Consider the following 26,665-nt stretch of genomic DNA (forward strand, 5'->3'; position numbering starts at 1 on the left):
CGACCTCTGCGTCAAGGCTCCTCCACCGATCGAGTTCCGAGGGTGTGAGCACGGAACCGTACGGCCGCACCGCATCTACAGCCGGGCTCGCGACACCGAGCTGATCGAGAAGCGCCTGCTGCCACTGCATCCCCGCACACTACGAGCACAGCGTCCCGATAGCCGATCGGCTATCGAGACTGGCGTGCCCGCCGCTTGGCTAGTGTATTCGGGTGCTGATCGTTGGGCACCGCGCAGTTCACGGTCGGTCAGGCGAACCAGCCGACGGACGGTCCCCTGCCATCGCACCATCGCCCGATTCGGGCGGGACGTCCTCGTCCGCGATGTACCGGATCACTCGTTCAGCGAGGCGAGTGAGCTTGTACCACTCGTAGATGGTGACCTCGCGGTTGGCGATGCTGCCGTCGTCGCCCATTTCGTCGCTGTCCAGCTCCGGTTGCTGGTCCACAAACACCAGGCCGAGCGCTGACAGCTCTGCTGTCAACGCGCGAACTTGCGGTTCGTACGCGTGCGCGTACCGCTTGCCGGAGAAGGCCGCCGCCGCGGTCGACAACGCGACCTGACCTCGCGGGTTCCGTTTCGTCGTGTCGTCGTGAAGTACTCGGAGCAGCTTCACGTGTGTCTCATTCAGCCGATCGAGAACCCGGAGCTCGGTTTCGCTGTTGACGGTTTCGGCAGCGGCTCCGGCAACCAGCGCCCGCCGCAGTCGTGCTCGGCGTTGCGCGTTTTTCGTCTCGGAGCTGCGTTGCAGCACGAACTGCAGGTCGGCGAGGAAACTCTCGGACTGCACGGTCTCATCAGGGTTCTGGATTCGGCCATCCCTGATTGCCGCGTCGAGATCTGCGCGTACATCGCCGACATCGCGGCGGAGGCGACGCATCTGCGCAGATCCCGCGGCGACTTGCACACCGGCGGCGAGGAACGGACCCAGCACCGGGATCGTGCTGGCAAGCGCTTGCAAACTCGCCGCGGCGATGTCCTCGACACTGTCCGTCCGGCGCGCGCGGCGCCGCTCAAGCTCGCCGCCGTCGGATGCCGCGTCAGGTGTCTCGTTCGTGCAGTCCCTTCAAGATGCGAACGGTGGACGCCTCAGCCCATGGGGTGTCCGAGCTGTCGATGACCGCCGAGCGCCAGCGGTTCGAGCGGAGTGGCCGCAAACTGACGCGGCCGCTCTCTGAGGAGACCGTTGGTGCGACGTCCGTTTCCCTCCTCCTCCCCGCGCAACTCGTTGGATGCGGCTCCGTGTGAAACCACGCCTCGGTGCTTCAGCGGCGGAAGCGGCTCGAGCTCAACGCACGTCGCCGTCCGTGGAGTCGTCTGCTGGGTCCGTTGACGGTCGATGATCGGTCGCTGGGTCTTGGGGCTCCGAGCCCCGCCGCTTCGCCAACCATCGACCGCCGGCGGTGATCCCGGCGGACGCGACGCTGATCGCAACGCCGATGAGCACACCTTCGATGCGTCCTTTTCCGACTCCTTTGTGGAAGCCGTTACCCCATGCTGGGTTGCCCATGCCGCTCCTTCAGGTGCTGTCGTCGCTGATCTCGAGGGGGGTGCAGGATCCCCTCCGCAATAGCGTAGGTCAGCCAAAGACGATCACTCAGCGCGGCGAGCCTGACCGCGATCTGTTCAACGTCGGCTGCGGAGAATTCAGTCCGGGTCGTCCCGTTCTTCCTCGTGCGCTGCGCGATCGCTGGCTCTCGGGGGCCTCGTAGCCAGTAGGCGTGCAGCAGGTGGTTGCGGTCCTGCATGGCCGCGAAGATGGCATCCGCATCCTCCTCGAACATGCGGCGCACTTTGTCGTCGACGGCGAGCTCGCCGATCAGCGCCATCGTTTTGTCGAAAATCGCGGTGAAGGTCATACCTTGCACCTGCGCTTCTTTCGTGGTGAACGATCTGCTCGACGTGCGGATGAGAGCGGCAGCGAGCAAGGGAAGGGTGCTGTCGATGCGGGCAGACCAGTAGGCAACGTGGCCCAATGCGATGAGATGGTCAGCGGCGAGGCCGGTATGCAGGACCTCCCAGTTCTGATCGCTTCCTGGAGTGAGGTCCTCGGATGCGGCATCGGTCATTCGGCGAGTGTCCCACCTCTCCCGCTCCACTGGAGGATCGTTCATCGAGACGCGCTGGACGGCGTGCTTTGGCTGATTAGCGGAGTAGAGCCCGATTGTGTCACCTGATGAGCATGGGACGGCTCGAGTGGTGTCCGCGGTCCACCTTCCCGTGCCGCGGGCGCCACCCTTCCCTGCTGCAGCTTCCCTACCAGCTGCTGGCGACGGGGATATCCCAGTAACGGGGCAGCTTGTACTGCTCCGACCAGCCACGCCGCATTCGGGTCGCGGCACGGCCGAACTCGTTCACAACACCCGTGTCAGCAGTGAGCAGCGCCTGCAGGCGGAGGCCGTCGTAGAGGACGCCTAGACCTTCGCGAGCCGGTTAAGCGTCTTCCGGTACCGGCTGATGAAATCGTCAGTCGGTGTCTTATCGGTCCCGAAGAACGCAGCCGAGTCGTACCCATGTTCCTCTGTCAACTGCAGGTTACGGCGGAGCTCTCGCAGGTTGGCTCTCGAGACCTGGCGCCCTTCACCGCCGTAGGGGATGCTGTAGCCCAGGGTGCGAGCTTTCACCTTGCGCCATCTGGCGTAACTGGTTGACACACTTCGGGTGATCCGGATCTTGGTGCCGCTCTGCTGTACCTCGCACCCCATCAGCGTGAGGCGCTTCTGGAGCTGGCCAGCGGTGATGATGCGGTTCGTGTGATCGATAAGGCGCGAGTGCTCCACCAACCATCCAGTCATTGCCTGCACCTCGATGTCGGCAAGGTCACCGGCATAGTTCTCGTGGTTCAGGCCGTGCTTGGCGACACGGATCGTCCATCGAAACAGCTCTTCCTCGTTGGTAGTGAGGACGAACCCGTTGGCGTCAAGGAATGAAAGCATCGAGACAAGGCCGGTACGCTTGTTGCCGTTGAAAAACGCATGATTGTGGACAACTGAGTGCATCAGCGCCGCTGCGGCCATCTGCACTGTTGGGTACTTGCGGATGTCCCCGAGGCCGGCCTCGGGCCGAGCAGCTGCGCTTTCGAGCAACGCCTGGTCTCGGACGCCTGCCGGGCTGATAGGGTCCGGACTGTCGGCAAAGTCATCAGCAATCGACATGTGTATCTCGAAGATGTCATCAGCGCTCAAGTATGTTAGAGCGTCACGTCGGTTGCCTCGTTCCTGCCAGACAAACGGCGTCTGCGCTTTGGCGACCGCTCCATCACGTGAAGAGAGAGCCGGGGACTTTGTCGTGGTGGCGCGGTCAAGTTTGGCGAGTGCTCCCTTCGGAAGCCGTCGCGCGTCGGGGCCGATATGGATGCCGAGGGTGCTCGCATAGTCCTGGAACTGGGCGCGGTCGAAGTCGAAGTGGCGTTCCCAAAACGCAACGAGGAGACGCTCACGGGCTGCGGCAAGTCCGCAGCAACGCTCCGCGACGGCAACGTCTTGTGCTCTGATGATGGAATGGGGGCCGCGGGGATAGTTGAGGTCGGCATCCCACAGCATGAGCAGCACGTCGTCAACATCAGTGTGGAGACGTGCAGCAAGTTCCGCCGGAGTCGTCGTTCGCTTGGCCATGAGTTCTCGTCAGTATCGCAGAAGCCACCGACAATGACCCTTCGCGACCTACTGGTACCTTCGCCGACGTCGAGCCCGTCAGGTCGGAGCAAGCGTCTGAAGGGGGATCGACTACCAGTCGATGCGTGCGAGCCAGTCGCGGATCAGGGCGGCGGTGATCCCGGGTTGTTCGAGGTGCACGTTGTGTCCAGCACCGTCGAGGATGACGAAGCTCCCTCGCGGGTAGTGGTCCCGGAGCGCGAGCCCGTCCTCGTAGCCGACGACGTCGTCCTGCCGACCGAACAGGTGCAGCGCCGGAGCGGTGAACGGTTCCGGGTGGCGCTCCTCCGGCAGGGCATCGAGTGCGTAGTCGGCGGCGATGCGGTTCATCACCGCAGGGTGGGCGCCACGGAGACCGGGCAGCACGTACCGCTCGAACGCTGCGTACGTGGCGGCGTCCTGGATGACGCTGACCTCCTCGAATGCTGCTCGCGCGTCGCCGGCGGCTTCGAGGACGGACGGTTCGGTGTCGAGCACGGTGCGTTCGGGGACGGCGCGGTCTGCGTGCGCCGCATGGACGACACTCGCCAGGGTCGCGATGCCGAGGACGTGGTCTCGGCGTTCGTGGGCGATGTGTCGGGCGATCATGCCGCCGAAGGAGTTTCCGATGACGGCGAAGGGCTCGTCGCCGAGGTGGTCGTCGATGTCGGCGAGGACCTCGGCGGCCACGTCGACCGCGCTCGTCGCGGTTGCGGTCACCGCGGCGGCTTCGGCCCACGGCAGGTCGAGGAACACCAGCCGCCAGGGCAGGTCCTGCACCGCGTCCGCCAGCGGCAGCATGATGCGGTGGTCCACTCCGAAGCCGTGGAGGGCGACGAGCGGACGACCAGAACCAAGGACTCGCGCGATCACCCAGCAACGCTATAAGCAGCACGTCCCGATAGCCGATCGGCTAACGGATACTCCTAAGCGCGGAGCATGGGGATGAACAAGGATCAACGCCTGGCTGCGATCATCGGCGGGTTGGTGGCGGTCCTCGTAGGCGGCGGCATAGCCGTTGCTGGGGCACTCAGTCTTCTTGGTTCCTGACCGAGCACTCCGCAGACGGATTGGCTATCGGACACATAGGAACAGCCGACGCCAGGGCGCAGTGAGCCTTGGACTACGCGTTCGCGACGAGCAGCACCCGGTCGGGTGACCTCACTGACAGGCCCACTCGTTACCGAACGCGTCATGCACCCGCCGGATCGCTTCCGGGTTGCCCCACTCTTGGATGCTGGAGCAGTCTCCATCCACACGTGCCGCGACCAAGCCCCAGTTGCCGACACTTTGGTGCGCGTACCTAAAGTCAGATCCTGACGCGGTCCGAGACCATCCGCCACCACCCCGTTGCTCTGGAAGCTGGATCTGCTCATTGTCGGGAATAACGAGGGTCTGCCCAATCGGGTCACACGTGGGCATGTGCTCTGTGTTCAATGCTTCGACCATGATCGGCGCCTCAGTCGGACACCCAGAAAGCGTTGCCTCGCCAGCAGCCAAAGTGAGGTATCCGTCATCTGGATTGAAGCCTCTACAGCTCGTCATCGAGACCACGACTACGACGAGCAGGCTTACGGCCCCGAGGACGCGAAACTTCACGAAGCCCAGTCTGGCTCTGAACAGCAGCATTCGGTAGCCAGTCGGTTCCGACGCAGGCGGCCTTGGTTCAGCGAGCAGACCTCGCATCATGAACGATGCACTCAAGCCTAGGGGTACGGCTCCCCGGCTCGTTGGCGCTACAGCTCGACCAGCCGCCCGTTGGACCATCGACCACCGCGATCTTCAGCGTCAGCCATTGGATCAGTCGAGGCAGCTATTCAACGAGCGGTGAGCACCAACATCAGTAGACGTTGGTGCTCTCTGCTCGGATCACCGCCAGGCGCGAGGCGCGGGCCTGGCTAGAACAGCGAGTTCAGCTCGCCGTAGTCGACGGCCGGCGTCAAGGACTCGTACGTGCCGGCAGTCAGCAGCTCGGTCGCGGCCGATCGAGCAATCTCGTACGCGGCCTGCGCCATGCCCGAGCCGACGCTTACGCGGCCCACTCCGAGGTCTGAGAGCTCCGCGGCGTTCAGGGAGCCGGGACCGACCATCACGTTCAGCGGGCCGTCGATCGCCTCAGCCAGCGCCCTGATTGTGTCGGCGTCGCCAACTCCGGGTACGAAGACCCCATCTGCTCCTGCCTCGAGGTACCGGTGCGCGCGGTGGAGGGTCTCAGCGAGGCGCTGCTCCGGCGCGACCAGGCCGGCGAGGTACACGTCTGTCCGCGCGTTGATGAACATCGGCACCCCGGCACGATCCGCAGCACGTCGAGCCGCGCCGATACGAGCTGTCAGCTCGGCTGGGGGCAGTGCGCCGTCCTCGATGTTGATGCCGACCGCGCCGGCCTCGAGAACTGCGTCGACCGTGTGTTCCACGCCGGCTGCGTCATCGGCGTAGCCGGCTTCGATGTCAGCGGTAATCGGCACGGTCACCGCGCCAGCGATCCGAGAGAGGGCCGCGACGGCCTCATCGCGCCCGAGCGCGTTACCGTCCGCATGACCGAGCGACCATGCGACACCTGCGCTGGTGGTAGCGATGGCTGGCGCACCCGCGCTCTCGACAAGTCGGGCGCTTGCTACGTCCCAGACGTTGGCGAGAAGGAGCGGCTGGGCGGGGTTCGAGTGGAGCGCGCGGAAGGCGGTTGCTTGCGTGGTTCTGTTGTTCACCTGCTCAGTTCAGCCGAGTCACGGTTCCGCTTCTGGCGGATATCGGACCACGCGGTCGGCCCTACAGCGGTCTCGATAGCCGATCGGCTACCGGACGGCAGAGGTTGGGCGGCCTGGTCGTTCGGAGGCATTCAGGTGTGCGAGTTGTCGTGGCTGTTCTCTTCGGGTGCGTCGCTCATCATGCGGAGCATCGATCCGGAGCCGCTGCGGACAAACACGATTAGGAGGAACGCGGCGATCAGGAGGAACCCGATGTTGAGCCAGGTGGTGTAGTTCCAGCTGATTGTGGTCGCGACGATGCTCAGGTGCCGGTTCGTGGGAATCAGGCCCAGCGGAGTGAACAGCAGTTCAACGGCGTAGCCGGCGAGGACCATCGCGCCGTAGAAGATCCCGGTAATCCGGAGGGCGGCCTTCCAGCCGTAGTACTTCCGGTAGATCACGATGATCGGGATGATGATCAGGTCGGCGAAGATGAAGCTAATCACCCCGCCGAAGCTGATCCCACCGTTCCAGAGCACTGCGGCGAGGGGCACGTTACCGACGGAGCAGACGAAGCTCACCATCGCCAGGATCGGGCCGATGAGCGGGTCGATGATGAACGCGAGCGTGGGGTGGCCTTCGAGGAACACGGCTTGCAGCCAGGCTTTCGGCACCCACGCCTCGAACGCGCCGGCGATCAGCAGACCGATGATGATGTCGCGGATGACGGATGCCCAGTCCATGACGAAGTACTGCGACACACTCGTCAGCCCGGGCTTCGAGAACAGCCGCCGCCAGAACCCATGATCCCCCTGCACGGACATGTCCATCGCCGCGTGCCCTTCCATCGATCCGGAGAGGCCCTTGTCGGCTTGCTCGCGGGCGGCATCGAGGATCTTGCCGCGCATCCAGAGTCGGAAGCCGAGGGCGATGAGGATGATCATGATCGGACCGCCGATGAACTCCGCGACGGTGAACTGCCAGCCCATCACGAACGCCAGGATCAGGCCGAGTTCGACGACGAGGTTCGTTGACGCGACCTCGAACGCCATCGCGGACGACAGGCTCGCGCCTTTCCGGAACAGGGCCCGTGCGAGTGCCACGGCCGCGTAGGAGCAGGACGATGACAGGGCGCCAAGTCCGGTCGCGACGCTGATCGCGCGAGGCGAGTCGTCGTGCATGAGCTTCGTGATCCGGTCCGTGCGGACGACGGCTTGGATGATGCCGGACAGGGCGAAGCCGAGGATGAGGGGCCAGAGGATCTCCCACCCCATGGAGCCAGCGGCTGCGAGGGCGTCGCCGAGCGCGTTGAGGATGAACATGTACACCTACTTCGTTGCGGTGCGGGAAGAGTGTCCCGCAGCGTCGTGAGAATGAGGGAGACCGGACCGGGTCGGACCGGACCGGTTGCGCGCCGAGGGACGAACGAGCCTGCCTCGGCGCGCGCCGGGTCACTTGGATGCGAGCATGTCCTGCATCTGGGTGATCTGCTCGGTCTGGCTCTGCACGATCGACTTCGCCAGGGCGACCGTGTCAGCGTTCTTGCCCTTGGTGACTTCGCTTTTTGCCATGTCGACGGCGCTGGTGTGGTGCTGGATCATCTGCTCGAGGTAGAGCTTCCCGGCGTCCCGCGGGGACGCGTTCTGGAGGTCCTGCATGTCGGAGTCGGACATCATCCCCGACATCGAGGAGTGATCCATCCCAGACTTGCTCGGCATCTGGGTCGGCTCGTTCCACGCCGTCAGCCACCCGGTCATCGTCTTAATCTCGGGGGCCTGCTCGGCCTCGATCTGCTTCGCCAACGTAACGACGTCGGCCTGCACGCCGGAGCCCTTCGCGAGGAGCATGTCGCTCATCTCGATGGCCTGCTGGTGGTGGGGCAGCATCTGCTGCGTGAATAGGACGTCCTGATCGTTGTGCGACGCCGTGGACGACGAAGACTCGGACGACGAGGATTCCGACGACGACGTGTCTGAGTTGCTGGTGTTGTTGGTGGAGCAGCCGGCGAGGGTGAGCCCGATGGCGAGCGCTACGGCGGCCGTGAGGGCGCGCGTGGTGGTGGTCTGCATGGTGGATTCCGTTTCCGTAGATGCGTCAGATGGGTGCGGGCAGGCAAATGCCTGCCCGGGTTCTGGGCATGCGGGTGCTTCCGGAGGGTGGAAGGAGCCCGCCGGGGTGGAATCAGACTCGGATGATCTGCAACGCCGACCGTGACGGCGGCCGCGGCACCGCGATACGGCGTGCCACGTGGGCTGCGAGGGCGAGCAGCCGCGCGAGGAGGTGCAGCACCCCGCCGCTGCGGGCGCGGAGCAGCACCCACGCGAACAGCGCGATCGTCAGCATGCACGCCATCCCCATCAGCGAGCACATCAGCGCACACAAGCCGCCGTCGCAGCCGGCATCGGTGAGGACAGCCATCACCGCAATCGCGGGAACCGCATGTTCGGTGTCATCGGCGGCCGCGGTGTGACTGGTTGCAGCGGCCGGGTGGTGCTCTATCGCGGCGGTGGGAGCGGTCATCGGATTCTCGTGGTCGGCGGTGTGCCCGGCCATGGTGTGCATCACGACCGTGAACCCGACCAACAGCAGCAACGCCACCGTCGCCGTGACCTGCAACAGCAGCCGGCGACGCGGAGACGTGGTGATGATCATCTGGGTCCGGTGGGTCGTGGAGCAGCAGGTGCCAGCCGTGCCGTTGAGCTCCTGCGAGGAGACGCGTGACCGAGACAATACCCCCAAGGGGTACCCGCCGTCCGAGCATCGCGGAGGGCAGCAGCCGGCATAGGAATGGAGGTGCAAAAGATTGTCGGTGCGGGCATGGGGTGGTGGGTGCATACTGGTGGTGTCTTCGGACCCGGCAGTGGGGCTTGCCGGACCCAACCTCGACACTCGTCGACAACAGTCCCTATCTCAGCTGGTCGCGCTTCTGCGCGCCTGAGGTAGGGAGATGTCATGGTCGAGTCGAACACTGCCGGTGCTGTCGTGGTCGGTGTGCAGCCAGGGCAGGCGCACGACGTCGTCGGCGTCGCTGCTGCCGTAGCTGAACGCTTCAGCGCCCGCCTGGTGTGTGTGGTCGTCGATCCGGCACTGCTGTCAGCGGGGCTCCGTGCGGACGGGTCGGAGATCATCGAACCGATCGACCCGGACACGGCGGACAGCGACCCGCAGCAGCTCCCCGACGAAGACATGCGGGTCATCAGAGATCTTGCTGCGGCGCGATCGGTCGACGTGGACTTCGTCTCCCGCGTCGGGGACCCGAGTCACGCACTCGCTGCGGTGGCCGAGGAACGTGACGCGGTGATGATCGTCGTCGGATCCCAGGCTGGCCGACGCCGGATGGCGGAACTGCTCACCGGGTCCGTCGCCGCGCACCTGACCCATCAGCAGCACCGGCCGGTGCTGGTCGTCCCGCACGATCCGGTCGGCATCATCGCGCTCCAGCCGTCGGTTGCCCCGTGACGGGCACGCTGACGCTCCTGCGGCACGGGGAGAGCACCGCGAACGAAGCCGGCACCTTCACCGGGCTCCTCGACGTCCCGCTCACGCCTCACGGTGAACAGCAAGCGTCCGCGGCGGGGCAGCTCCTTCGGTCGAACCACATCACGCCGGGCGTCGTGGTCACCTCCACTCTGCGCCGCGCCGTCCGCACCGCCGAATTGGTCTGCGACGCCCTCGGGACACAGCTGACTACAGAAGCGGTGTGGCAGCTCAACGAACGCAACTACGGCGCCCTCACCGGGATGACGAAGACCGACGCCCGCCACAGGCTCGGTGATGACGAGTACGTGCGGCTCCGCAGGTCCCGTACCGGCGCGCCGCCACCGATGTCGCTGCAGCTGTGGGAGGACCTGCGGTCGAGCTCCGCGCTGCGCGGCCTGCCCGACGGCGCCCTCCGACGCACCGAGGGGCTCTCGGACGTCATTGAGCGGGTCTGCCCCGTGCTGCACGACCGGCTCCTGCCGATGGTGCGGGCAGGGCGGAGCGTCCTCGTCGTCGCGCACGGGAACTCGCTCCGCGCACTGTGCGCATGCATCGACGACCTCACCGACCCGGAGCTCGAGCAGCTGAACCTGCCGACCGGGCAACCCGTCCAGTATCACCTCGCCCCCACCGGCGCCCTCGTCCCGCGTGGTGGAGCGTTCCTGGATCCGGTAGCAGCACAGCACGCCGCGGCGCTGGTCGCGGCAGAAGGCGGAACATGACCACCCGAACGGACACCCCGATGCCCGACGACCAGCTCCCTCCGGACCCCGACGTCGACGTCTCCGACCCGGCAACGACCATGCGGCCGGTGCATCTGCGGTGGCGGTACGTCGGCCTCGTCGCGCTCGGCAGCGCAGTCGGCACTGCCCTCCGCGACGTCATCAGTAGCGTGCTCCCTGCCGATGGCGGGGTGAGTTGGTCGATCTTCTGGATCAACATCACCGGTGCGCTGGCCCTCGGTGTGCTGTTGGAGGCGCTCGCGCACCGCGGGCCCGATGCCGGCCGCCGGAGGGTGCTGCGGCTGCTCCTCGGCACCGGGGTCCTCGGCGGGTTCACCACCTACAGCACCCTCGCCGAGTCCACCGCCGCCCTGTTCCTGAACGGGCACGGCCTCGCCAGCACCGGCTACGCGCTCCTCACCGTCCTGTCCGGCGCGATCGCGACCGCGGTCGGTCTCGTCGTCGCCGGCTGGTTCCATCCCCGAACGGAGGAAGCATGAGCCCGCTCCTGGTCCTCGCCGTCGCCCTCGGCGGCGGTGCCGGCGCTGCCGGCCGGTTCCTCCTCGACGGGGTGATCAACACCGGCCGAGAGTTCCGGCTCCCCGTCGGCACGTTGACGATCAACATCACCGGATCGCTGCTGCTCGGACTCATCGTCGGCACCGCCTCCCACCTCGGTGCGGTGCCGGTCGCGGTCCTCGGCACCGGGGTGATGGGCGGCTACACCACGTTCAGCACCGCCAGCTTCGAAACCGTCCGCCTCGCCCGCAGCGGACGGATCACCGCAGCCGCGATCAACGGGCTCGGGATGCTCGTCGTCTCCGTCGCCGCCGCGACCGCCGGCATCCTCCTCGGCGGCACCCTGTGACCACCCCGCCCACGGACCACACACCCGCTCCAGAACCGGAGGCGCTGATGCTGTTCGACGTCACGATCGAGATTCCCCGCGGCACCGGCAACAAGTACGAAGTCGACCACACCACCGGCCGGATCCGGCTCGACCGGGCGGTGTTCACCAGCATGGTGTTCCCCCAGGACTACGGCTCCATCGACAACACCCTCGGCGATGACGGCGACCCCCTCGACGCCCTCGTGCTCCTGCCCCGTCCCACGTTCCCCGGCGTCGTCATCACGGTCCGCCCGGTCGGGATGCTGCGCATGGTCGACGAGAACGGCGGCGACGACAAGATCCTCACCGTTCCCGCCGACGACGACCGCTTCGCGCAGCTGCAGGACATCGGGGATGTGCCGGAGCACACGCTGGCGGAGATCGAGCACTTCTTCGCCCACTACAAGGAGATCGAGCACGGCAAGCACGTCACCACCAACGGGTGGGCCGACCGTGCTGCTGCCGAAGCCGTCATTCGCACCGCGCAGGAAGCCCACACCCGACACCCGTGACCCACGGGTCCACAGACTGCCGCGGGGGGCACTGGCGCTGAGTGATCGCCAGCAGGTCGTCCCTCCGCCTCCCCGCGGCTTTCCCTTCCAACCACACCCCAGCTCGACGCATGACCCGAACCGAAGGAGCGTCACCATGAACGACTACATCAGCGGCATCCACCACCACGGAAGCCATCAGGGCGAGTACGTCACCCACCACGACCACCCCGTCACCATCGACGCCGTCCACGGCGCCCGCATCCTCGACTCCCGCGGCTACCCGACCGTCCGCGTCTCCCTCGAGCTCGACGACGGCCGCACCGTCACCGGTGACGCCCCCGCGGGCGCATCCACAGGCGCCCACGAAGCCGTCGAGCTCCGCGACGGCGGAACCGCGTTCGGCGGCCGCGACGTCACCCAGGCGCTCCACCTGATCGACACCGACATCTCAGGGCTGCTCACCGGCCGGTCATGGTCGGCGATCGGGCGGATCGACGCCGTCCTCGCCGACCTCGACGGCACCACCGGGTACCGCCGGCTCGGCGCGAACAGCGTCGTCGCCACCTCGATAGCCGCCTCCAGGGCTCTCGCCCACGCCGCGGACCTCCCGCTCTGGAAGTGGATTGCCGAGATCACCGGCTCGACGCCGCGCCTGCCGGTCCCGCACTTCAACGTCCTCAACGGCGGCGCGCACGCAGCGAACGCCCTGGACTTCCAGGAATTCATGATCGCCCCCGTCGATGCCGACTCGATGGCCGACGCCGTCCGTATCGGAGCGGACGTCTACCATGCTCTCGCGGCCCTGGTTCAGGACCGGTTCGGCAGCCTCGGCCTCGGCGACGAGGGCGGCTTAGCACCGTCGATTGCCGCCCCGGAGGAAGCGCTCGACCTGCTGGTCGCTGCGATCCGTACCGCCGGCTACGAGCCGAGCGTCGATCAGGTGGCGATCGCGCTCGATCCGGCAGCGAACGAGTTCTCCCAGGGCGACGGCTCCTACCGGGTGCTCAACGAAAGCCTCGACCGGGACGGGCTGGTCGACTACTACCGGCATCTGGTCGACACGTATCCGATCCGGAGCATCGAAGACGGGTTCGCGGAGGACGACCATGAGGGGTTCCGCCGCATGCAAGCGGCGCTCGGAGACCGGATCCAGATCGTCGGCGACGACCTCTACGTCACCGACCCACAGCGGATCCGCGACGGCGGCGAGCAGCAGCTGACGAACGCGGCACTGATCAAGCCGAACCAGATCGGGACCGTCTCCCAGACCCTCGGCGCGATCGCCACCGCCAAGAGCATCGGGATGGCCAGCATGGTCTCCCACCGTTCTGGGGAGACCACGGACACGTTCATCGCGGACCTCGTTGTCGGGACCGGCACCGGGCAGATCAAGTCCGGCGCACCCGCCCGCGGGGAACGCGTCGCGAAGTACAACCGGCTCACCGAGATCGCCGAGCAGCACCCGGAGCTGCCCTACGGACTGATCTGACCACCGGTACTCGAGCTGCGGATGGTGTCCAGGAACGCCGTCACAGCGGACCCCGGGCGGCCTGACCAGATCGCTCGCAGCGGCCGGATCAGTGGCGGGCCGAGCAGTAGCGCCCGGACGAGGGCACCGTCTTCGAGGTCAGTGTCGACGGTGCGGAGACTCATCACCGCGGGCGCGATGCCCGCTCGAGCGTTGGCGCGGATGATGCCGGTCGTTTCCAGCACTGCAGCCGGCGGGACCAGGGTCAGACCCGCGTCGTCGAGCCACGCCTCGACCGTCGCGCGGGTGCCGGACCCCTCCTCACGGAGCAGCAGCGGCGTCTCCGCGAGGTCATCCGCGGTGATGGCCGAAGCGATTGCCCACGGATGGTGCGGGGCGACGACGACCACGAGTTCGTCCTCATCGACCACCAGCGATGAGAGGCCAATCGGCGCAGCAGGAGTCTCCGTGAACCCGACGTCGGCAGCGCCGGAACGGACGAGGTCGGTCACGTCGGCGGAGTTCCCCGCAATCAAGCGCACCGACGCCTCGGGTGTCACGGCCCGGTGGGCGAGCAACCATCCGGGCAGCAGGAGTTCGGCGATCGTTTGCGATGCTGCGATCACGAGGGATCCCGCGGGTTCTCGAAGCGCGGCGACTCCTGCTTCGAGCCGCCGGGAGGCCTCCAACACCGGGACGGCCAGACCGAGCACCACCCGGCCGGCGTCGGTCAGCACGGTCCCGGATGCCGTCCGGTGCGCCAGCGGCTGACCGGTCGCCTGCTCCGCGGCACGCAGACGCGCCGACACCGCCTGCTGCGTCACCCCCAACACCTCGGCCGCGCGGGTCAACGACCCGGTCTCCGCGACGCGGACGAGGACCTCGAGGGTGTCGAGGTCCAGAGTCCGGTCCGTCAGCCGCCGCAGTGCCACAAACGATCATTGTGCCCTGCCAACGAGTCCGCCGTTCCCGAACCACGGGGCACACGCGCACGCTGGGTGCATGTCCGCTCACCTCGCTCACGCACCCGCGACGTCCGAGCATGGTGTGCGGGACCGACGGTTGTTCCGGGAGTTGGAGCGGCCGGGCCTGATTGTGTCGAACCTGACCCCGAATTGGTTCGCGTCGATCATGGGCACCGGGATCGTCGCCGTCGCGGCCGCATCGCTGCCGCTGCAGTTCCCCGGTCTCCGGACTGCGGCGACGATCGTCTGGGCAATCGCCGCGGTCCTGCTCGTCGCCCTCACCATCGCGACGGTGCTGCACTGGGTCCGGTACCGGAGCACAGCGGTGAAGCACCACCTCAATCCGGTGATCTCGCACTTCTACGGCGCACCGCCGATGGCGTTCCTCACCGTCGGCGCCGGCACGATCCTGCTCGGTAAGGACTGGATCGGCCTCCCCGCCGCCGTGACGGTCGACTGGGTCCTCTGGAGCATCGGCACGGTCGGCGGCCTGTTCACGGCGGTTCTGGTGCCGTACCTGGCGTTCACCCGCCACGAGAACACGCCCGACTCCGCGTTCGGCGGGTGGCTGATGCCGATCGTCCCGCCGATGGTGTCCGCCTCCACCGGCGCACTCCTCCTGCCCTACGCGCCCGCCGGTCAGGCGCGGGAGACGCTGCTGTGGTCCTGCTACGGCTTCTTCGGCCTCAGCCTCATCACGTCCCTGGTCGTGATCACGTTGATCTGGAACCGTCTCGCGCAACACAAGGTCGGTGCGGCCGGCATGGTCCCGACCCTGTGGATCGTCCTCGGCCCGGTCGGGCAGTCGATCACCGCGGTGAACCTCCTCGCATCGAACGCGCCGACCGTCGTCGACGCCTCCACCGCCCACGCGCTGCTGGTCGTGGCGTTGGTGTACGGGTTCGCGATGCTCGGCTTCGCACTGCTGTGGACCGTCATCGCCCTCGCCATCACCATCCGGACCGCCCGAGAGCACCTGCCGTTCAGCCTGACCTGGTGGTCGTTTACGTTCCCCGTCGGCACCTGCGTCACCGGCCTGAACGGCCTGGCCCTGCACTCCGGACTCACCGTCGTCGCCGTCCTCGCCGTCGTCTACTACGCCGGCCTCGTCGCCGCATGGATCACCGTCGCCGTCCGCACCTTCCACGGCTCCTTCATCCGCGGCACCCTCCTCGCACCACCACAGCCGGCATGAGCACCCCCGACGAACTCGCGAACGAGGTCGCGGACGTTCAATCGCTGAACTCTCTCGCCGAGACATGGCGCACCGCACCCGACGGTTCACGACGCTTCGTCCCGAACTTCGACCCACGATCCAGCGGCACAGCCAGCCGCGTGCTGGTCCTCATGCAGTCACCCGGCCCCCAGACCATCGCCGCAGCGCACTCGGCGATCTGCAGCGAGGACAACCCGGGGCCGACCGCGACCGCGTTCCGCGCAGCCCGCATCGAGTCCGGACTCGCACGCAACGAGTACCTCCGCTGGAACCTCATCCCCTGGGAGATCCCCGGCCGCGTACGCCCCGCGGACATCGATGAGGGACGACGCGCCCTCGGAACGCTGCTCGAGGTGCTCCCCGTGCTCGACGCCGTCGTCGCCTACGGGACCGCTGCCCTCGACGGAGTCATGCGGCACCTCACCCTGGACGAGCACGCCCGACTCGTCCCCGTCATCGCGGCACCACACCCCTCTCCCGCCAAGGGCCGCCACCGCGCGGAACAGCACCGACGTTCCGTTCAGGCACTGCGACTCGCCGCACGGACGCGTCGGGCGTAGCGAGGCTTCAGCTGCCTTCACTGGCAAGGCACGAGTGACCGATAGCCGGTCTTGGGTTCAGCCGGTCGTTGACCGGACGTCGGACGCACCGCCGGTTGCTCGCAGACTGTCGAGTCGCAGATACCCCGTCCGATTTGATTCTCGCCGGGCTGCCTCATACGGACGCCGGTGAGCGGTAGGCCGAGCGCCTCAGCTCGGCAGGTTGTGGCGGAGGTCGTAGCTGGTATCGGCGAGGAACTGCAGCCGGTCCCTCACCTCTTGCAACGACGCCGCGTCGTCCTCGTTGCGGAAGTCCGAGCGGAGGAGTGTGTTCGCGGTGATGACGTCGTCAGTGCGGTCCGTGTAGCCGGTGACCGCTGCGGTGAGGAAGATCGTGGGGTCCGCGGGCCGGATGAGCTCGGTGCCGACGAAGCCGATCGTGTCGGGCTCGAAGCCGAGCGCTGCCATATCGACCTCCTCCTCGGTGAACGCGACGAGCCGGTACGGCATCTCGCGCTTGCTGATGGCGGGGTAGCCAGGGCGGTCGGAAATGGCGCGGCCGGAGATGCGGCAGTCAGCGCTGATGAGCCGTTCCGCCTGCTCGATCAGCGGAAGATCGGACGTCCATCGCGTCCTGACGCCGCCTGGTCCTGGATAGCAGGCGATGGCGAAGTCCACGAGGCCGCCGACCTGTCGTGACTCCCAGCCGATGTCGGTGCGGTGCACGCGTTTGCCGAGGCGTGCGAGCCCGTCGTCCACCTGCCCAGGAGTCAGCCCGGCCTCTACGAGCCGGTCGAAAGTGGAGCCGTTGACGGCGAGCATCCGTGCGACGGCAAAGGTGACGTAGATCGGGGCGGCGTCCTTCCACCGCTCCCTCGTTCCGAGTGCCTGCTCGCCGTCGATCCAAACGCGGCGCCGGTCCACGTCGACCAACAACACCGTCGCCGTCTGCTCCGCGAGCGCGATCTGCGTCGCGGTGACGGTCCTCGGTGCTAGCAGGAGCAGTTCCGCGTCGTCCGGGTCGTCGTCGCGGGGGCGTTGGGTGAGGCTGGGGAAGCGTGCGCGGCGGCCGTCGGCGAGGCGAATCGTGTCGTGCGACTCCACGACCGCGCGAAGCCCAGCGAGCTTCAAAACCGTGAGGGCGTTGGTGAGGTCGGTGGTGTCACCGAGCCCATACGGCATCGTGATCTGCGGCCTGCCGCTGTATGCGGCGTTGACCCATTCGAGCCCAGGCATCATCAGCTGGCCTCGGCCGGGGCGTCGGGCTGGGTGAGGGCGATGAGCCAGCGGGTTTCCTTGAGGAACGTTTCCCACCCGGGCCGGGTGTCGCGGTGGGCTGGTTCGCAGATGCTGCCGGCGTCGGTGCTGCGGACGAAGACCTGCCGCAGCATGGTGCCGGGTGGGTCGCGGAAGAACACGTGCCCGTGCACCCCGGTGGCGTCGTAGGCGACGTTCAGGAGGAACAGGTCCGGCCGCCCGGTCATGGTCGCCACCGTCGCCCGCGGAACAGGGCGATGATCGTCGTCAGCGGCCGGCCTTCCCGCATCCAGTCGAGCGGTGTCAGGATCCGGTCGTCGACGGTGAGAAAGTCCAGGGGTGTGGTCATGAACTCCGTCATCGCGGCTGCGTCGAGGAGCGGTTGGGGTGCTGCGGCGTAGAGGACGTCGAGTCCGGGCAGCAGCGACGCCGGGTCGCCGAACTGAGGGAGGGCGGGCTTGACGAGTTGCCAGTCGGGAATGCGTTCTTCGCCGTCCAGGTCGAAGCTCGTCAGCCGGCACGACTCGAACAGCCCACCGACCTCCTCAATGCTGACCTGCAAGGCGGCTGCGACTTCCGGCTCGGTGAGGGTGGTGTCGAGGAGATTCCGCCGAATGCGGGCTTGTGTGGTCTGCCACCAGTCCTCGGGCACATCGGCCGGACCGACGGCGGAGTGTTCTGGTTGTCGGGGGATCTGACGGCCTTCATCGGCGTAGGCGGAGAGCTGTTCGCGGGTGACTTCCCCGCGGGCGTACATCCACAGCTGCGACTGCCACGGCATGTCATCCGGGAACCCTTCCAAGTAGCCGGAGTGGATCACCGCCCGGACTGCTTTCTCCCTTCGTGCGATCTCGGCGGCGGGGATGAGGAGGGTCTGCACGATCCGGTTCGCCTCCCGCACCGCCGGCACGCTCAGGTCCGACAGGACCGTGTTGGTCCTGTCGTAGAGCTCGTAGCCGGGCTCGACGTCGATGGGGCGGACGAGGATCTGCGCCAGGTGCGCGTCCGGGTTCTCCGTGTCCTCGAGGAGCACATGCCCCCACAGGATCCGGTCGTTCGAGAGGTGCATGGACACCAGACGCATCATCAGCGGGAACCTCCTGGGATGGGCGTGTGCGCAGGGTCAGGGCTGGGGGAAGTCGGCGGTGGTGCGGCCGATGCGTTCGGGCGTGTAGCGGAGGAGGAACCGCATGATGCGGTCCGCTTCGACCATCGCCGGCACCGCCGGAGCCTGGCCATTTGGGTCGACGTTGGTGAGGCGGAACCAGGGCGGTTCGTCGGTGTGGTCGATGAGGACCGTGGCGGGCTTGTCGTCGGGCTGGTTCGGGTCGGTGAACATGATGGAGCCGAAAAATCGGGTGTCGTCGTAGGCCAGCGTCAGGGACAGCAGCTGCAGCATCAGCCCACTCCGCCCGCACCGCTGCCGTTGTTGGGGTGCCAGCGGAGGTCGTGGGCGAGGTCGGATCGGAAGTGCAGCAGCTGCCGCAGCCCGTTCACCGCATCCGTGTTCGCGGCTACCCAGCTGTCCTCGTAGAGCACATGGGCGGTGATGAAGTCGTCCGTGCAGCACCCCTCAGCGCCGGTCAGGACGGTGGTGTCCTGCGGGACGATGACTTTCACCGTCGCGTCATCCGCCGACGCTGGCTCGTAGCCGAGAGCGGCCATGTCGGGGTGGTCGGCGAAGAACGCCGTCAGCCGGTCCGGCGCGACGATGATGCCGGACTGCTGCGCGGCCCACCGGTCCGACATCACCCCGCCGAGGCTGATGAGCTGGTCCGCCTGCTGGTCGATGGTGGTGTCCCTGCGCCAGCGGGTGCGGATCCCGCCAGGACCCGGGTATGCCGCCAAGGCCCAGTCGACCAGTGCGGGCCGGTCCCTGGCTTCCCACCCGATGGGCGTGTGAAAGACGTGCACGCCGAGTGCTGGCATGGCGGCGCGCGCCTCCTGAAAGGGAACCCCGCTGCGGTCCGCGATGGCGTGTGTGCCGCCGCCGTGCATGACGATGCTGCGAGCGATCGCGAACACGGTCCGCCACCCTGGGGTCGCTTCCCGTTGCATCGACGTGCCGGACAGCTGCCGCCCGTCACCCCACACCCGCCCGCGTTTCCCGTTTACGACCACCAGGTCGGGGTATCGGCGCACCAGTGACAGCACGCCGCCCTCGGACCCACCGGGCAGGAGGATCACATCATCCACCCGGCCCTCACCGCCGTCGCCGTCGGTGACGGTGGTGGTCGGGTCCGGGGTGGCGAGAAGCGCCGTGCGGCCATCGTCGAATCGGAGCCGGTCGAACGTCTCCACTCGTGCGGTCAGCCCGGCAGCAGCGAGGGCGGTGAGGGTCTCGCTGATGTCGATCGTGTATCCGAGCCCGAACGGCAGCGACAGCATCGACTGCTCATGCCGGACGGTCTGCACCCACTGCCGGTCAGACATCAGCCGGACCCGCCGCTTCCAGACCACGCCCCACCGCACGAAGCTTCGACAGCGCGTCCATCACCTGTGTCGCTGCTTCCAGCAGCGGGTCAGCAGGATCCGTCAGCGACGCCCCGTTCAGGAGCGTGAACACCCACCCGTCCTCGCTGGTACGGACGTTGACGGACCGTTGCAGGATCTTCGACCCGGTGGAGTTCGTGAACGTCATTCCGGCCAACGTCGGCCAGATCACGGCGTCGAACTTCGCCGACAACGACAGCAGCCGCAACGGCACCGGCTCGAATCGCAGCGCCGCCCCACGCTCAGGCATCGCCAGCCAACCGTGGATCGTCCTCGGACAGCCGCTCGAGCCCGAGCCCGGACGCATCGAGGATCGCGTTCTCAGACTCCTCCGTGGCCACGAACGACCCGATCTGCGCGTTGACCGCGACAAGAGTCCCGATCCGACTCCGCGCGTCCAACACCACCGCCGCGACCTCCTCAGCCGTGCAATCGGACGTTAGCTCCGGCTTCGACGGATGCAGGGCAGGGAACTCGAGCTGCTGCACCGGCGGATGCCACTTCACCCCGACCCGCAGCACCCGGCCGTCGGCGTCGTTGCGGTAGAACATCGACCCGAACGGGTGCCCCAGGTCGAGGGTGAGGTCCGCGCCGAACAGCATCCAACCGTCGGCCGCGTAGGCGGCGTCCCACCGGTGTACGACGAGTGAGCCGATGCCCATCTTGAGGTTTGGGATGAGCGCTTGACCGGCCGCAACGTCGACGTACAGCTCCTGCAACTCAGTCGGCACCTCGTGGCGGAACGTCGACAACGGAACTCGGAAGCGACGCCCCTCCGGGACGGGCTCACCAGGCCGTTTCGGCTCCTCGCAGGAATCCTCTGCTGCTGTCACCGCGCTGCTCCCTTTCCTGACCAACTCCCGCTGATTGTAATCATCGGAGGGAGTAGAAGGAAGAGGAAGATGTCGCAACTCCGCGGGGACCCGTTGCTGCGGCACCGAAGGAAGGCTGTCCGCACGCAGCCACCCGCACCTTCTCGGAGGATCTCGTGTCGAGGCCGCGGCCCAGTCGCCGATGGACCCATGTCCCGAGTTGGCGAAACGGTCTTTAGGCCCTGCCAGGGCGAGCTTTCGGCTCGAAACGGTCTTCGCGCCGCAGTTCCTCGGTGTGGAGCTGCAGGCCAAGCACGCTCATTCCACGCAGTACGACCGCGTTCTGGTCCCCCACGTTGAACAGCGCGTGCGGAGTGGAGGCGTCGAACGAGTACAACTCCCGCTCCTCGAGCCGCACGGCGTCATCGCGGTAGCCGAAGTCGATTTGGACGCTCCCACGACTGACGTACAGCCACTCCACCCCATCGTGCCGAGTCCCGCGCTCACCGGATTCCGGGAGCAACAAGAGTTCGACTGGCCCTGGCGACAGCACGTCAACGTCGACGAGGTTCCATTCGCCATACTCGGCAGCAATCTTCCGGCGCTGGCGCTGGCCGACGGCCGGAGCACGCAACGGGCCGGAGATGTCTTCAAGGGGGCGGCCGATGGCCTGGGCTATGAGGAGCGCTTGAGCGTAGGTGGGCAGCTGTGCGCCATCTGCGATACGCCCGAGCGTCTTCGCCGGCAGTCCGATCGATCGAGCAATCGCTGCGGTTGCGCCTCGCCATCCCAGCCGCCGCAGCCCCGGACCGAAGCCACTGGCACGGCGGGTTGCAGCTTCCATCAGCTCATCACGCTGAGTTGCTTCCTTCGTCATGGCACTGGTCTGCCGGACCACACCCGGCGACAACCGTCGACACGCCGCAACCATGCCCACCGAAGTCGAAGCTGCTGATTACAGTCAGCGCATGGCTGATGCGAACCGTGACCCCCACTCCTACAAACCGAAGATTGAGCCCGCATACTGGGAAGCAATCCGCGACTTCGTGCGCTCCATCGTCACGCAGTGCGAAGGACACGTCCCGTACAGCGTTCTTGACCTCTACCGCGCGACGACAGAGTTCAGCCTCTGGGGGTGGCAGTCCGCAGGCTTGCCGCTGGACATCCCGGGCTTGTTCGACCGGAGCATCATCGCGTACTACGCACAAGTTGGTTGCGGACAGCTGACCGCTGCTGCGCGAGGGAACCGACGATCACTTCTGCTCCGCATGGCCGAGCACCTCTCCAAAGCCCCGTCCACTCGGCTACCCCCGCTCCCAGCGAGCGACCCCTCCGTCCCCTACGACCGACGTGAAGTCGTATCGGTGATGAGCTGGGCACGCGCGCAGTCCACTGCAGACCGCCGGAAGAACGCCCACGTCCTGGTCTGCCTCGGCCTCGGCGCCGGCCTGTCGGCGCAGGAGATCATCGCCGTCCGCAATCAAGACATCACCCGTTACGGTCCCGACATCGACATCGACATCACCGTCGCGTCCGGTCGCCGCCGCCGCGTTCCGATGCTGGGCGAGTTCGCCGGGATCCTCCCCGACACCAGCGAGGATGCGGACGCGTTCGCGTTCCGACCCGGACGACGCACCACCTACACGAACGCCATCTCGAACTTCATCGCGCGCGGCAACAGCAGCGGCGTTCGACCGCACACGCAACGCATGCGTGCGACGTGGCTTGTTCGCCAGCTCAACGCTCGGACCCCGCTGTCCGTGCTCTTTCAAGCCGCGGGCCTGGAGTCGCTCGACGCGCTGGCACGCTTTGAACGGTTCGCAGCTCCTGTCGACCCGGACGCTGCCGCTCGGTTCCTGCGCTTCGCCGCTGACCCCGTCGCGCGCCAACCCCGCCAACCAGACGCCACTTCTTGCTGACAAGATACGAGGACGTAACCGCCGGAATCGTCCACCCAGCGGCAGAAAGACCCACAAAAGTCCACTCAGCGGCACGAGCGTGGAGGGAGGGAGCGGATGGCGATGACGTTCGCAGGCGTGCCCTGCACCCCTCGCGGCTCTGACACGCTCCTCGGCGTGCTAGCGCGGTGCTCAGCTCCCAGAGTCGCTACACTCGGAGTTGACGCGCGCGGAGCAACACAAACGCCGGTCCGCTCTGCTTCCGCAGAAAACGACCGGTACCGCCGCGAGGGTGCAAGCCTCAGAAACTTCCACACCCTCAGACGCCAGCTTGCTGGCAGCTCCGCTATGCGATTGTTCGCTACCGCGGTCACCTCAGGCGACCGCGCGCCCGCCGACGAACGTCGAGCAGCCCAATCATCCCAGGCACTTCCCTGGACGCCGTTTGGGCTCGCCATCGACAACGAACGGACCCGGGCATGAACGAGCCGGACTACAGCGACCCCATCTTCGAGATTCAGTACGCCCTGAAGCGCAACTACGAAGAGGCACGTCGCATCAGACGCATGGTCCTCGAGCAGGTTGAAGCGGGCCGGAGCCAACGCGAGATCGGCAGACGCCTTGGGGTGGGAAACAGCACCCTGACCCACTGGATCAAGACCGCGCGGGCAGAGCGTGACGGGTCACCCGAACGCCGGAACACGGATCACCTTCCAAGCTCCAGAACCACCTAGGGCACACCGGCGCACGCGGCCGACTCCAACGGGGGCTTAAGAGCCTTCACACGTGCATCACGCAGCACCTCTGACAACACCTGCACCAGAAATCTCTATACACGTGTGCCAAAGTTCGGTCAGTTGCGCGTGTCGTCGGAAGAGCTCGCAGTGCGCTTCTTACGGTGCTCGGCATGAAGGAGACCGAATCTGCGCGGTACTATTGCCCGAGAAACAGGGTGCTAAGTACCACTGACATCGTCAGGGTCAGCCCGTGCTGTCTCGCGCCAGAAGCACGCAGCAACGCGAGCAGCACGCTGACCAAATGTCCGGAAATTGGCACGTTGCTTGTACCCGCCGACGCACGCACAGCAAGCGGGAAGCCGCAGTGCTTCCGTCGCAATACTTCCCGGACGACCGCGGACAGGCCTGTGGGTGCACGTCCGGCGGCGCGAGCAGCCCGCGAGTGCGACCAACACGATCACCTGCGGTTAGGGCGGCAGGGGGATGCCGCCGAAGGGGTGAGGAGCGACGGCGCAGATCTCCCCCGGTTCGGGTGGACACGGCCCGACCTCGGGGAGCAATCGTGAGCATCGATGCCGCCGTCAGCCTCGACATTGACGGCGCCATCGACAGATTCACGCCGGAGCGAGAGGTCATCTCCTGGGAGACGATCGCTTCCTTCGTCCGGACCTCGGTCCGCCGCGCACATCCGATGAACGTTCGGAAGGCACGTGAGCTCATGATGATCGGAACTCGCCACGTCGACTGGTGCGTCACCGCTCACGGTCTCGAGCTCGGTGACAACCTCTGGGACCCGTTCCTGGCAGACGCGTTCATCCGCAGTTGGGGCGCCCACCGCCGTCCAAGGACCGTCGCAGCCGGCAAGAGCCAACTCCACGACCTCATCCGCCACATCAACGCAGGCGAAGACCGCACTGCGCTTCGTCAGCGGTCCGGGCACGCATCACGTCCGACCACTCCATACACCGCGAAAGAGATCCCAAAGCTCTACAGCTGGGCAAACACGCGAAGGATGCGCCGAACCGGACGGACCGCCAACGCGATCATCACCCTCGGTCTCGGTTTCGGTCTTAACGCCTCCACGATGACCAAAGTGCGTGCGCACCACTTCACCGACCACGGCACTCAAGGCATCGAACTGACCCTCCCGGACAGGCAGAGCTGGTGCGACCAGGACTTCGAAGAGGACATCCGTTCCTCCCTCCGCCGCCGAACAGCCGATGACCTGCTTATCGAACTCACCAACCGGACGACCCTCGCCGACTTCCTCCGAACCACAAGAAAAGCATCGCGACCCATCGATGCGATCGTCCCAGAACTCGACCGGCTCCGCGCGACGTGGTTCGTGCGGCGCGCAAGCCACTTCACATCGCTCGTGGCGGTCATGGACGCCTACGGCATCCGCCACACCAGCACCCTGCAATCCGTCTTCTCGCGGCTCCCACAACCCACTCCAGACCAGATCCGCACCGCTCTCCGCACGAAAGGACAACCCTGATGCTGCAACCCGCCAACGCACGACCGAACCCATTCGAAGAACACGGCCAAGGCCTCACCGGCACCGAAGACCTCGTCCCCGACCGTCGGGTCAAGATGATCGACCGGATCATCACCGACGCCAACATCCCTCAAACAGTCGACGGCTGGCGTGCCGACGCGTGCAAGTCCAACGCCGGCAGGACCGCTGAACTCAGCCTCAAAGCCGTCATCGTCGTGTTCCTCATCCTCGCCGTCGAAGGATCCCCGCTACTCATCACCACCGGTGCGACGCTGCTGCACCGGCGGCTCTCCCCAGAGTCCCGCGCACGCCTCGGCATCGACGACAACTACACCTGGACGCAGTGGTACCACATGCTGCAGAAAGGACTCACGAGACTCATCGCGCTCGCCGACCCGAAGCCGGCGAAGTACCAGCGGAAGATGACCAGGGCCCAGATGCTCGCGAACCGTGAGGCCCGCGACCCCGAGTCCAGCGCAGCTGCCCTCGTCAGGCTCGACTGGCTCTGCAACCAGCTGCTCTACGCAACCATCGCCGTCTGCCCCGGCGTCCTCGACGGTTGGGAAGGGAACATCACCATCGATGGCACCGCTTATCCGGTGTTCAGCAAGCACGGGCAGACGAAGAACAGCCTGTACGCGAGTATCGAGTCAGACGCCGCGTTCTACATGCGGGACTCCCGTCATAAGGAGACGACGGACCGGAGCGCCGCACGCAAAGTGATGTTCGGCTACGAACTGCACCTCGTCGCTCCCGCCGCGAACATCAGCCCCGACCCCGGGACGTCGTTCGCGCAGCCGGTCATGGGGATCTCACAGTGCCAGCCATCCGAGTCCCCATCAACCTTCGGGCTCAGCGCCATCACCTCGGCGATGAGCCGCTTCGGCGACAGAATGAGGGGCGGTCTCGTCATCGCAGACAAGGGCTACTTCGCGAACGCGAAAGCGGAGGACCTGGCGCTCCCCGTCCGTGCGATGGGGATGGGCATCCTCACCGACTATAAGAAGGACCAGACCGGAGTCGTCGACGGCTACGCCGGCGCCGAGCTCATCGAAGGAACCTTCTACTGCCCGGGCATGCCGGAGGCGCTGAAGTCAGCGACGAAAGACGAGCGGTATGACCGCATCGAGCCCGACGTGTGGCTCAAGCGCATCGACGGGCGAGCACCATACGTTGTGCGCCGGAAGGCGAAGCCCGACGCCGACGGCTACACCCCAATGATGTGCCCGGCCGCGGGACCCAACGCAACTGTCATCTGCCCACTGAAGCCGAAGGACGCGAGCCGCAACAGTGGAAAATCGCTCCTCCCGATCATGCCCGTGAACCTGCCCGAGCACCCCGACAAGATTTGCACCCAAACCTCTGTCGTGTTCCCTCCCACCGCCGGCGCGAAGTTCCGCCAAGACTTGCGGTACGCGACAGCAGCCTGGTTCCGGCTCTACCGCTCTGGCCGCAACTTCATCGAGTCCACCAACGCTTACATCAAGGACGAAGGCAAGCACGCCCTAGCCGTCGCAGGCCGACGACGAGCCCGCGGCCACTCCAAGCAGTACTTCCTCGCCACCACCCTCGTGTTCGCCGCCAACCTGCAGCGCATCAACAGCCACCTCTGGAACGAAGCCAACCCGCTGGCACCCGACCGCACCCGCCGCCGCGACAAGCTCAACAACTACCGCTGGGACCCCACCACCAGACAAGGCACAGCACCCAACGGGCTCTTCGACGGCTACCAGCCCGCCGAAGCGTTCGACGACGACCTCGACAACCTCGAGACCTGCTACCAAGACTGACCCACCCCAAGCAAGAAGGCCGGCCCCCAAGGGGACCGGCCTTCTGTCGCTGCTGGATTCTTCTACATTCCACTCGGAATACTTCGAACAA

General features: G+C 66.5%; 29 protein-coding genes. 12 read left to right on the forward strand and 17 right to left on the reverse strand.

The window, feature by feature from the left end:
* Positions 1–238: 238 nt before the first annotated feature.
* The 8 genes from IEY20_RS13755 to IEY20_RS13790 all read right to left on the reverse strand — a co-directional run bounded on the left by IEY20_RS13755 (position 239) and on the right by IEY20_RS13790 (position 8,968).
* Complete coding sequence (locus tag IEY20_RS13755; protein ID WP_175328941.1) at positions 239–934, reverse strand: hypothetical protein; 696 nt, start codon at positions 932–934, stop codon at positions 239–241.
* A gap of 553 nt (positions 935–1,487) precedes the next feature.
* Positions 1,488–2,069, reverse strand: a complete 582-nt coding sequence (locus tag IEY20_RS13760) for a hypothetical protein (protein WP_175328942.1) — start codon at positions 2,067–2,069, stop codon at positions 1,488–1,490.
* Between the two features lie 345 nt (positions 2,070–2,414).
* Complete coding sequence (locus tag IEY20_RS13765) at positions 2,415–3,614, reverse strand: type II toxin-antitoxin system death-on-curing family toxin (RefSeq protein WP_175328943.1); 1,200 nt, start codon at positions 3,612–3,614, stop codon at positions 2,415–2,417.
* 111 nt (positions 3,615–3,725) lie between these two features.
* A complete protein-coding gene (locus tag IEY20_RS13770) occupies positions 3,726–4,505 on the reverse strand; it encodes an alpha/beta fold hydrolase (RefSeq protein ID WP_175328944.1) in 780 nt (259 codons plus the stop codon).
* Between the two features lie 1,025 nt (positions 4,506–5,530).
* On the reverse strand, positions 5,531–6,337 hold the full coding sequence (locus tag IEY20_RS13775; RefSeq protein ID WP_175328945.1) for an isocitrate lyase/PEP mutase family protein: 807 nt from the start codon (positions 6,335–6,337) through the stop codon (positions 5,531–5,533).
* A gap of 131 nt (positions 6,338–6,468) precedes the next feature.
* Entirely contained in the window at positions 6,469–7,638 is a 1,170-nt protein-coding gene (locus IEY20_RS13780; RefSeq protein ID WP_175328946.1) for a permease, read from the reverse strand.
* Positions 7,639–7,767: 129 nt separating this feature from the next.
* Complete coding sequence (locus IEY20_RS13785; protein WP_175328947.1) at positions 7,768–8,385, reverse strand: DUF305 domain-containing protein; 618 nt, start codon at positions 8,383–8,385, stop codon at positions 7,768–7,770.
* A 112-nt stretch (positions 8,386–8,497) separates the two neighbouring features.
* Positions 8,498–8,968, reverse strand: a complete 471-nt coding sequence (locus IEY20_RS13790) for a hypothetical protein (RefSeq protein WP_175328948.1) — start codon at positions 8,966–8,968, stop codon at positions 8,498–8,500.
* Between the two features lie 300 nt (positions 8,969–9,268).
* On the opposite strand from IEY20_RS13790, the gene IEY20_RS13795 reads away from it, so the two are divergent.
* The 6 genes from IEY20_RS13795 (at position 9,269) to eno (ending at position 13,390) form a co-directional block, all read left to right on the forward strand.
* On the forward strand, positions 9,269–9,775 hold the full coding sequence (locus tag IEY20_RS13795) for a universal stress protein (protein ID WP_175328949.1): 507 nt from the start codon (positions 9,269–9,271) through the stop codon (positions 9,773–9,775).
* Positions 9,772–10,518 carry a 2,3-bisphosphoglycerate-dependent phosphoglycerate mutase gene (locus IEY20_RS13800; RefSeq protein ID WP_175328950.1) on the forward strand — a complete coding sequence of 249 codons (747 nt, stop codon included), beginning with the start codon at positions 9,772–9,774 and terminating at the stop codon, positions 10,516–10,518. Before IEY20_RS13795 ends, IEY20_RS13800 begins: the two co-directional genes overlap by 4 nt.
* Positions 10,515–11,018 (forward strand): fluoride efflux transporter FluC, encoded by a 504-nt coding sequence (locus IEY20_RS13805; protein ID WP_175328951.1) that lies wholly within the window; start codon positions 10,515–10,517, stop codon positions 11,016–11,018. Before IEY20_RS13800 ends, IEY20_RS13805 begins: the two co-directional genes overlap by 4 nt.
* Entirely contained in the window at positions 11,015–11,386 is a 372-nt protein-coding gene (locus IEY20_RS13810; protein WP_175328952.1) for a fluoride efflux transporter FluC, read from the forward strand. The genes IEY20_RS13805 and IEY20_RS13810 overlap by 4 nt, the downstream gene beginning before the upstream one ends.
* Positions 11,387–11,433: 47 nt before the next feature.
* On the forward strand, positions 11,434–11,919 hold the full coding sequence (locus tag IEY20_RS13815) for an inorganic diphosphatase (protein ID WP_175328953.1): 486 nt from the start codon (positions 11,434–11,436) through the stop codon (positions 11,917–11,919).
* Between the two features lie 136 nt (positions 11,920–12,055).
* The gene (eno, locus tag IEY20_RS13820; protein WP_175328954.1) at positions 12,056–13,390 is read left to right on the forward strand and encodes a phosphopyruvate hydratase; all 1,335 of its coding nucleotides are present in this window, start codon (positions 12,056–12,058) and stop codon (positions 13,388–13,390) included.
* Here the strand turns inward: eno and IEY20_RS13825 are convergent.
* Positions 13,375–14,301, reverse strand: a complete 927-nt coding sequence (locus tag IEY20_RS13825; RefSeq protein ID WP_175328955.1) for a LysR family transcriptional regulator — start codon at positions 14,299–14,301, stop codon at positions 13,375–13,377. The genes eno and IEY20_RS13825 overlap by 16 nt on opposite strands.
* A gap of 70 nt (positions 14,302–14,371) precedes the next feature.
* Between IEY20_RS13825 and IEY20_RS13830 the strand changes: the two genes are divergently transcribed.
* A complete protein-coding gene (locus IEY20_RS13830) occupies positions 14,372–15,529 on the forward strand; it encodes a TDT family transporter (protein ID WP_175328956.1) in 1,158 nt (385 codons plus the stop codon).
* Complete coding sequence (locus tag IEY20_RS13835) at positions 15,526–16,110, forward strand: uracil-DNA glycosylase family protein (protein ID WP_175328957.1); 585 nt, start codon at positions 15,526–15,528, stop codon at positions 16,108–16,110. Before IEY20_RS13830 ends, IEY20_RS13835 begins: the two co-directional genes overlap by 4 nt.
* A gap of 189 nt (positions 16,111–16,299) precedes the next feature.
* Here IEY20_RS13835 and IEY20_RS13840 read toward each other — a convergent pair whose 3' ends face one another.
* The 8 genes from IEY20_RS13840 to IEY20_RS13875 form a co-directional block, all read right to left on the reverse strand.
* On the reverse strand, positions 16,300–17,403 hold the full coding sequence (locus IEY20_RS13840; RefSeq protein WP_175328958.1) for a hypothetical protein: 1,104 nt from the start codon (positions 17,401–17,403) through the stop codon (positions 16,300–16,302).
* The gene (locus tag IEY20_RS13845; protein ID WP_175328959.1) at positions 17,328–17,573 is read right to left on the reverse strand and encodes a hypothetical protein; all 246 of its coding nucleotides are present in this window, start codon (positions 17,571–17,573) and stop codon (positions 17,328–17,330) included. The genes IEY20_RS13840 and IEY20_RS13845 overlap by 76 nt, the downstream gene beginning before the upstream one ends.
* Positions 17,570–18,421: an antitoxin VbhA family protein gene (locus IEY20_RS13850; RefSeq protein ID WP_175328960.1), complete on the reverse strand. Its 852-nt coding sequence runs from the start codon at positions 18,419–18,421 to the stop codon at positions 17,570–17,572. Before IEY20_RS13850 ends, IEY20_RS13845 begins: the two co-directional genes overlap by 4 nt.
* 48 nt (positions 18,422–18,469) lie before the next feature.
* Positions 18,470–18,745, reverse strand: coding sequence for a hypothetical protein (locus IEY20_RS13855; protein ID WP_175328961.1), 276 nt, complete (start codon positions 18,743–18,745; stop codon positions 18,470–18,472).
* Entirely contained in the window at positions 18,745–19,779 is a 1,035-nt protein-coding gene (locus tag IEY20_RS13860; RefSeq protein ID WP_175328962.1) for a hypothetical protein, read from the reverse strand. The genes IEY20_RS13855 and IEY20_RS13860 overlap by 1 nt, the downstream gene beginning before the upstream one ends.
* On the reverse strand, positions 19,772–20,089 hold the full coding sequence (locus IEY20_RS13865; protein ID WP_175328963.1) for a hypothetical protein: 318 nt from the start codon (positions 20,087–20,089) through the stop codon (positions 19,772–19,774). The genes IEY20_RS13860 and IEY20_RS13865 overlap by 8 nt, the downstream gene beginning before the upstream one ends.
* The gene (locus tag IEY20_RS13870) at positions 20,082–20,591 is read right to left on the reverse strand and encodes a hypothetical protein (protein WP_175328964.1); all 510 of its coding nucleotides are present in this window, start codon (positions 20,589–20,591) and stop codon (positions 20,082–20,084) included. Before IEY20_RS13870 ends, IEY20_RS13865 begins: the two co-directional genes overlap by 8 nt.
* A gap of 295 nt (positions 20,592–20,886) precedes the next feature.
* The gene (locus IEY20_RS13875) at positions 20,887–21,528 is read right to left on the reverse strand and encodes a cupin domain-containing protein (protein ID WP_175328965.1); all 642 of its coding nucleotides are present in this window, start codon (positions 21,526–21,528) and stop codon (positions 20,887–20,889) included.
* Between the two features lie 91 nt (positions 21,529–21,619).
* Between IEY20_RS13875 and IEY20_RS13880 the strand changes: the two genes are divergently transcribed.
* The 4 genes from IEY20_RS13880 (at position 21,620) to IEY20_RS13895 (ending at position 26,574) form a co-directional block, all read left to right on the forward strand.
* Positions 21,620–22,570 (forward strand): site-specific integrase, encoded by a 951-nt coding sequence (locus IEY20_RS13880; RefSeq protein ID WP_175328966.1) that lies wholly within the window; start codon positions 21,620–21,622, stop codon positions 22,568–22,570.
* A gap of 458 nt (positions 22,571–23,028) precedes the next feature.
* Positions 23,029–23,283 (forward strand): transposase, encoded by a 255-nt coding sequence (locus tag IEY20_RS13885; protein WP_175328967.1) that lies wholly within the window; start codon positions 23,029–23,031, stop codon positions 23,281–23,283.
* A 565-nt stretch (positions 23,284–23,848) separates the two neighbouring features.
* Positions 23,849–24,784 (forward strand): hypothetical protein, encoded by a 936-nt coding sequence (locus tag IEY20_RS13890; RefSeq protein WP_175328968.1) that lies wholly within the window; start codon positions 23,849–23,851, stop codon positions 24,782–24,784.
* Positions 24,784–26,574 (forward strand): hypothetical protein, encoded by a 1,791-nt coding sequence (locus IEY20_RS13895; protein WP_188889238.1) that lies wholly within the window; start codon positions 24,784–24,786, stop codon positions 26,572–26,574. Before IEY20_RS13890 ends, IEY20_RS13895 begins: the two co-directional genes overlap by 1 nt.
* Positions 26,575–26,665: the final 91 nt, after the last annotated feature.

Source organism: Curtobacterium luteum (assembly GCF_014646995.1).
Classification (GTDB): Bacteria; Actinomycetota; Actinomycetes; order Actinomycetales; family Microbacteriaceae; genus Curtobacterium; species Curtobacterium luteum.

What these genes read in the sequence shown, in the direction of transcription:
- IEY20_RS13760 (WP_175328942.1), bottom strand. Translation starts at nt 2,069, where the DNA reads ATGACCGATGCCGCATCCGAGGACCTCACTCCAGGAAGCGATCAGAAC.
- IEY20_RS13765 (WP_175328943.1), bottom strand. Translation starts at nt 3,614, where the DNA reads ATGGCCAAGCGAACGACGACTCCGGCGGAACTTGCTGCACGTCTCCAC.
- IEY20_RS13780 (WP_175328946.1), bottom strand. Translation starts at nt 7,638, where the DNA reads ATGTTCATCCTCAACGCGCTCGGCGACGCCCTCGCAGCCGCTGGCTCC.
- IEY20_RS13785 (WP_175328947.1), bottom strand. Translation starts at nt 8,385, where the DNA reads ATGCAGACCACCACCACGCGCGCCCTCACGGCCGCCGTAGCGCTCGCC.
- IEY20_RS13790 (WP_175328948.1), bottom strand. Translation starts at nt 8,968, where the DNA reads ATGATCATCACCACGTCTCCGCGTCGCCGGCTGCTGTTGCAGGTCACG.
- IEY20_RS13795 (WP_175328949.1), top strand. Translation starts at nt 9,269, where the DNA reads ATGGTCGAGTCGAACACTGCCGGTGCTGTCGTGGTCGGTGTGCAGCCA.
- IEY20_RS13805 (WP_175328951.1), top strand. Translation starts at nt 10,515, where the DNA reads ATGACCACCCGAACGGACACCCCGATGCCCGACGACCAGCTCCCTCCG.
- IEY20_RS13810 (WP_175328952.1), top strand. Translation starts at nt 11,015, where the DNA reads ATGAGCCCGCTCCTGGTCCTCGCCGTCGCCCTCGGCGGCGGTGCCGGC.
- IEY20_RS13815 (WP_175328953.1), top strand. Translation starts at nt 11,434, where the DNA reads ATGCTGTTCGACGTCACGATCGAGATTCCCCGCGGCACCGGCAACAAG.
- eno (WP_175328954.1), top strand. Translation starts at nt 12,056, where the DNA reads ATGAACGACTACATCAGCGGCATCCACCACCACGGAAGCCATCAGGGC.
- IEY20_RS13830 (WP_175328956.1), top strand. Translation starts at nt 14,372, where the DNA reads ATGTCCGCTCACCTCGCTCACGCACCCGCGACGTCCGAGCATGGTGTG.
- IEY20_RS13835 (WP_175328957.1), top strand. Translation starts at nt 15,526, where the DNA reads ATGAGCACCCCCGACGAACTCGCGAACGAGGTCGCGGACGTTCAATCG.
- IEY20_RS13845 (WP_175328959.1), bottom strand. Translation starts at nt 17,573, where the DNA reads ATGACCGGGCGGCCGGACCTGTTCCTCCTGAACGTCGCCTACGACGCC.
- IEY20_RS13855 (WP_175328961.1), bottom strand. Translation starts at nt 18,745, where the DNA reads ATGCTGCAGCTGCTGTCCCTGACGCTGGCCTACGACGACACCCGATTT.
- IEY20_RS13860 (WP_175328962.1), bottom strand. Translation starts at nt 19,779, where the DNA reads ATGTCTGACCGGCAGTGGGTGCAGACCGTCCGGCATGAGCAGTCGATG.
- IEY20_RS13865 (WP_175328963.1), bottom strand. Translation starts at nt 20,089, where the DNA reads ATGCCTGAGCGTGGGGCGGCGCTGCGATTCGAGCCGGTGCCGTTGCGG.
- IEY20_RS13875 (WP_175328965.1), bottom strand. Translation starts at nt 21,528, where the DNA reads ATGACGAAGGAAGCAACTCAGCGTGATGAGCTGATGGAAGCTGCAACC.
- IEY20_RS13880 (WP_175328966.1), top strand. Translation starts at nt 21,620, where the DNA reads ATGGCTGATGCGAACCGTGACCCCCACTCCTACAAACCGAAGATTGAG.
- IEY20_RS13885 (WP_175328967.1), top strand. Translation starts at nt 23,029, where the DNA reads ATGAACGAGCCGGACTACAGCGACCCCATCTTCGAGATTCAGTACGCC.
- IEY20_RS13895 (WP_188889238.1), top strand. Translation starts at nt 24,784, where the DNA reads ATGCTGCAACCCGCCAACGCACGACCGAACCCATTCGAAGAACACGGC.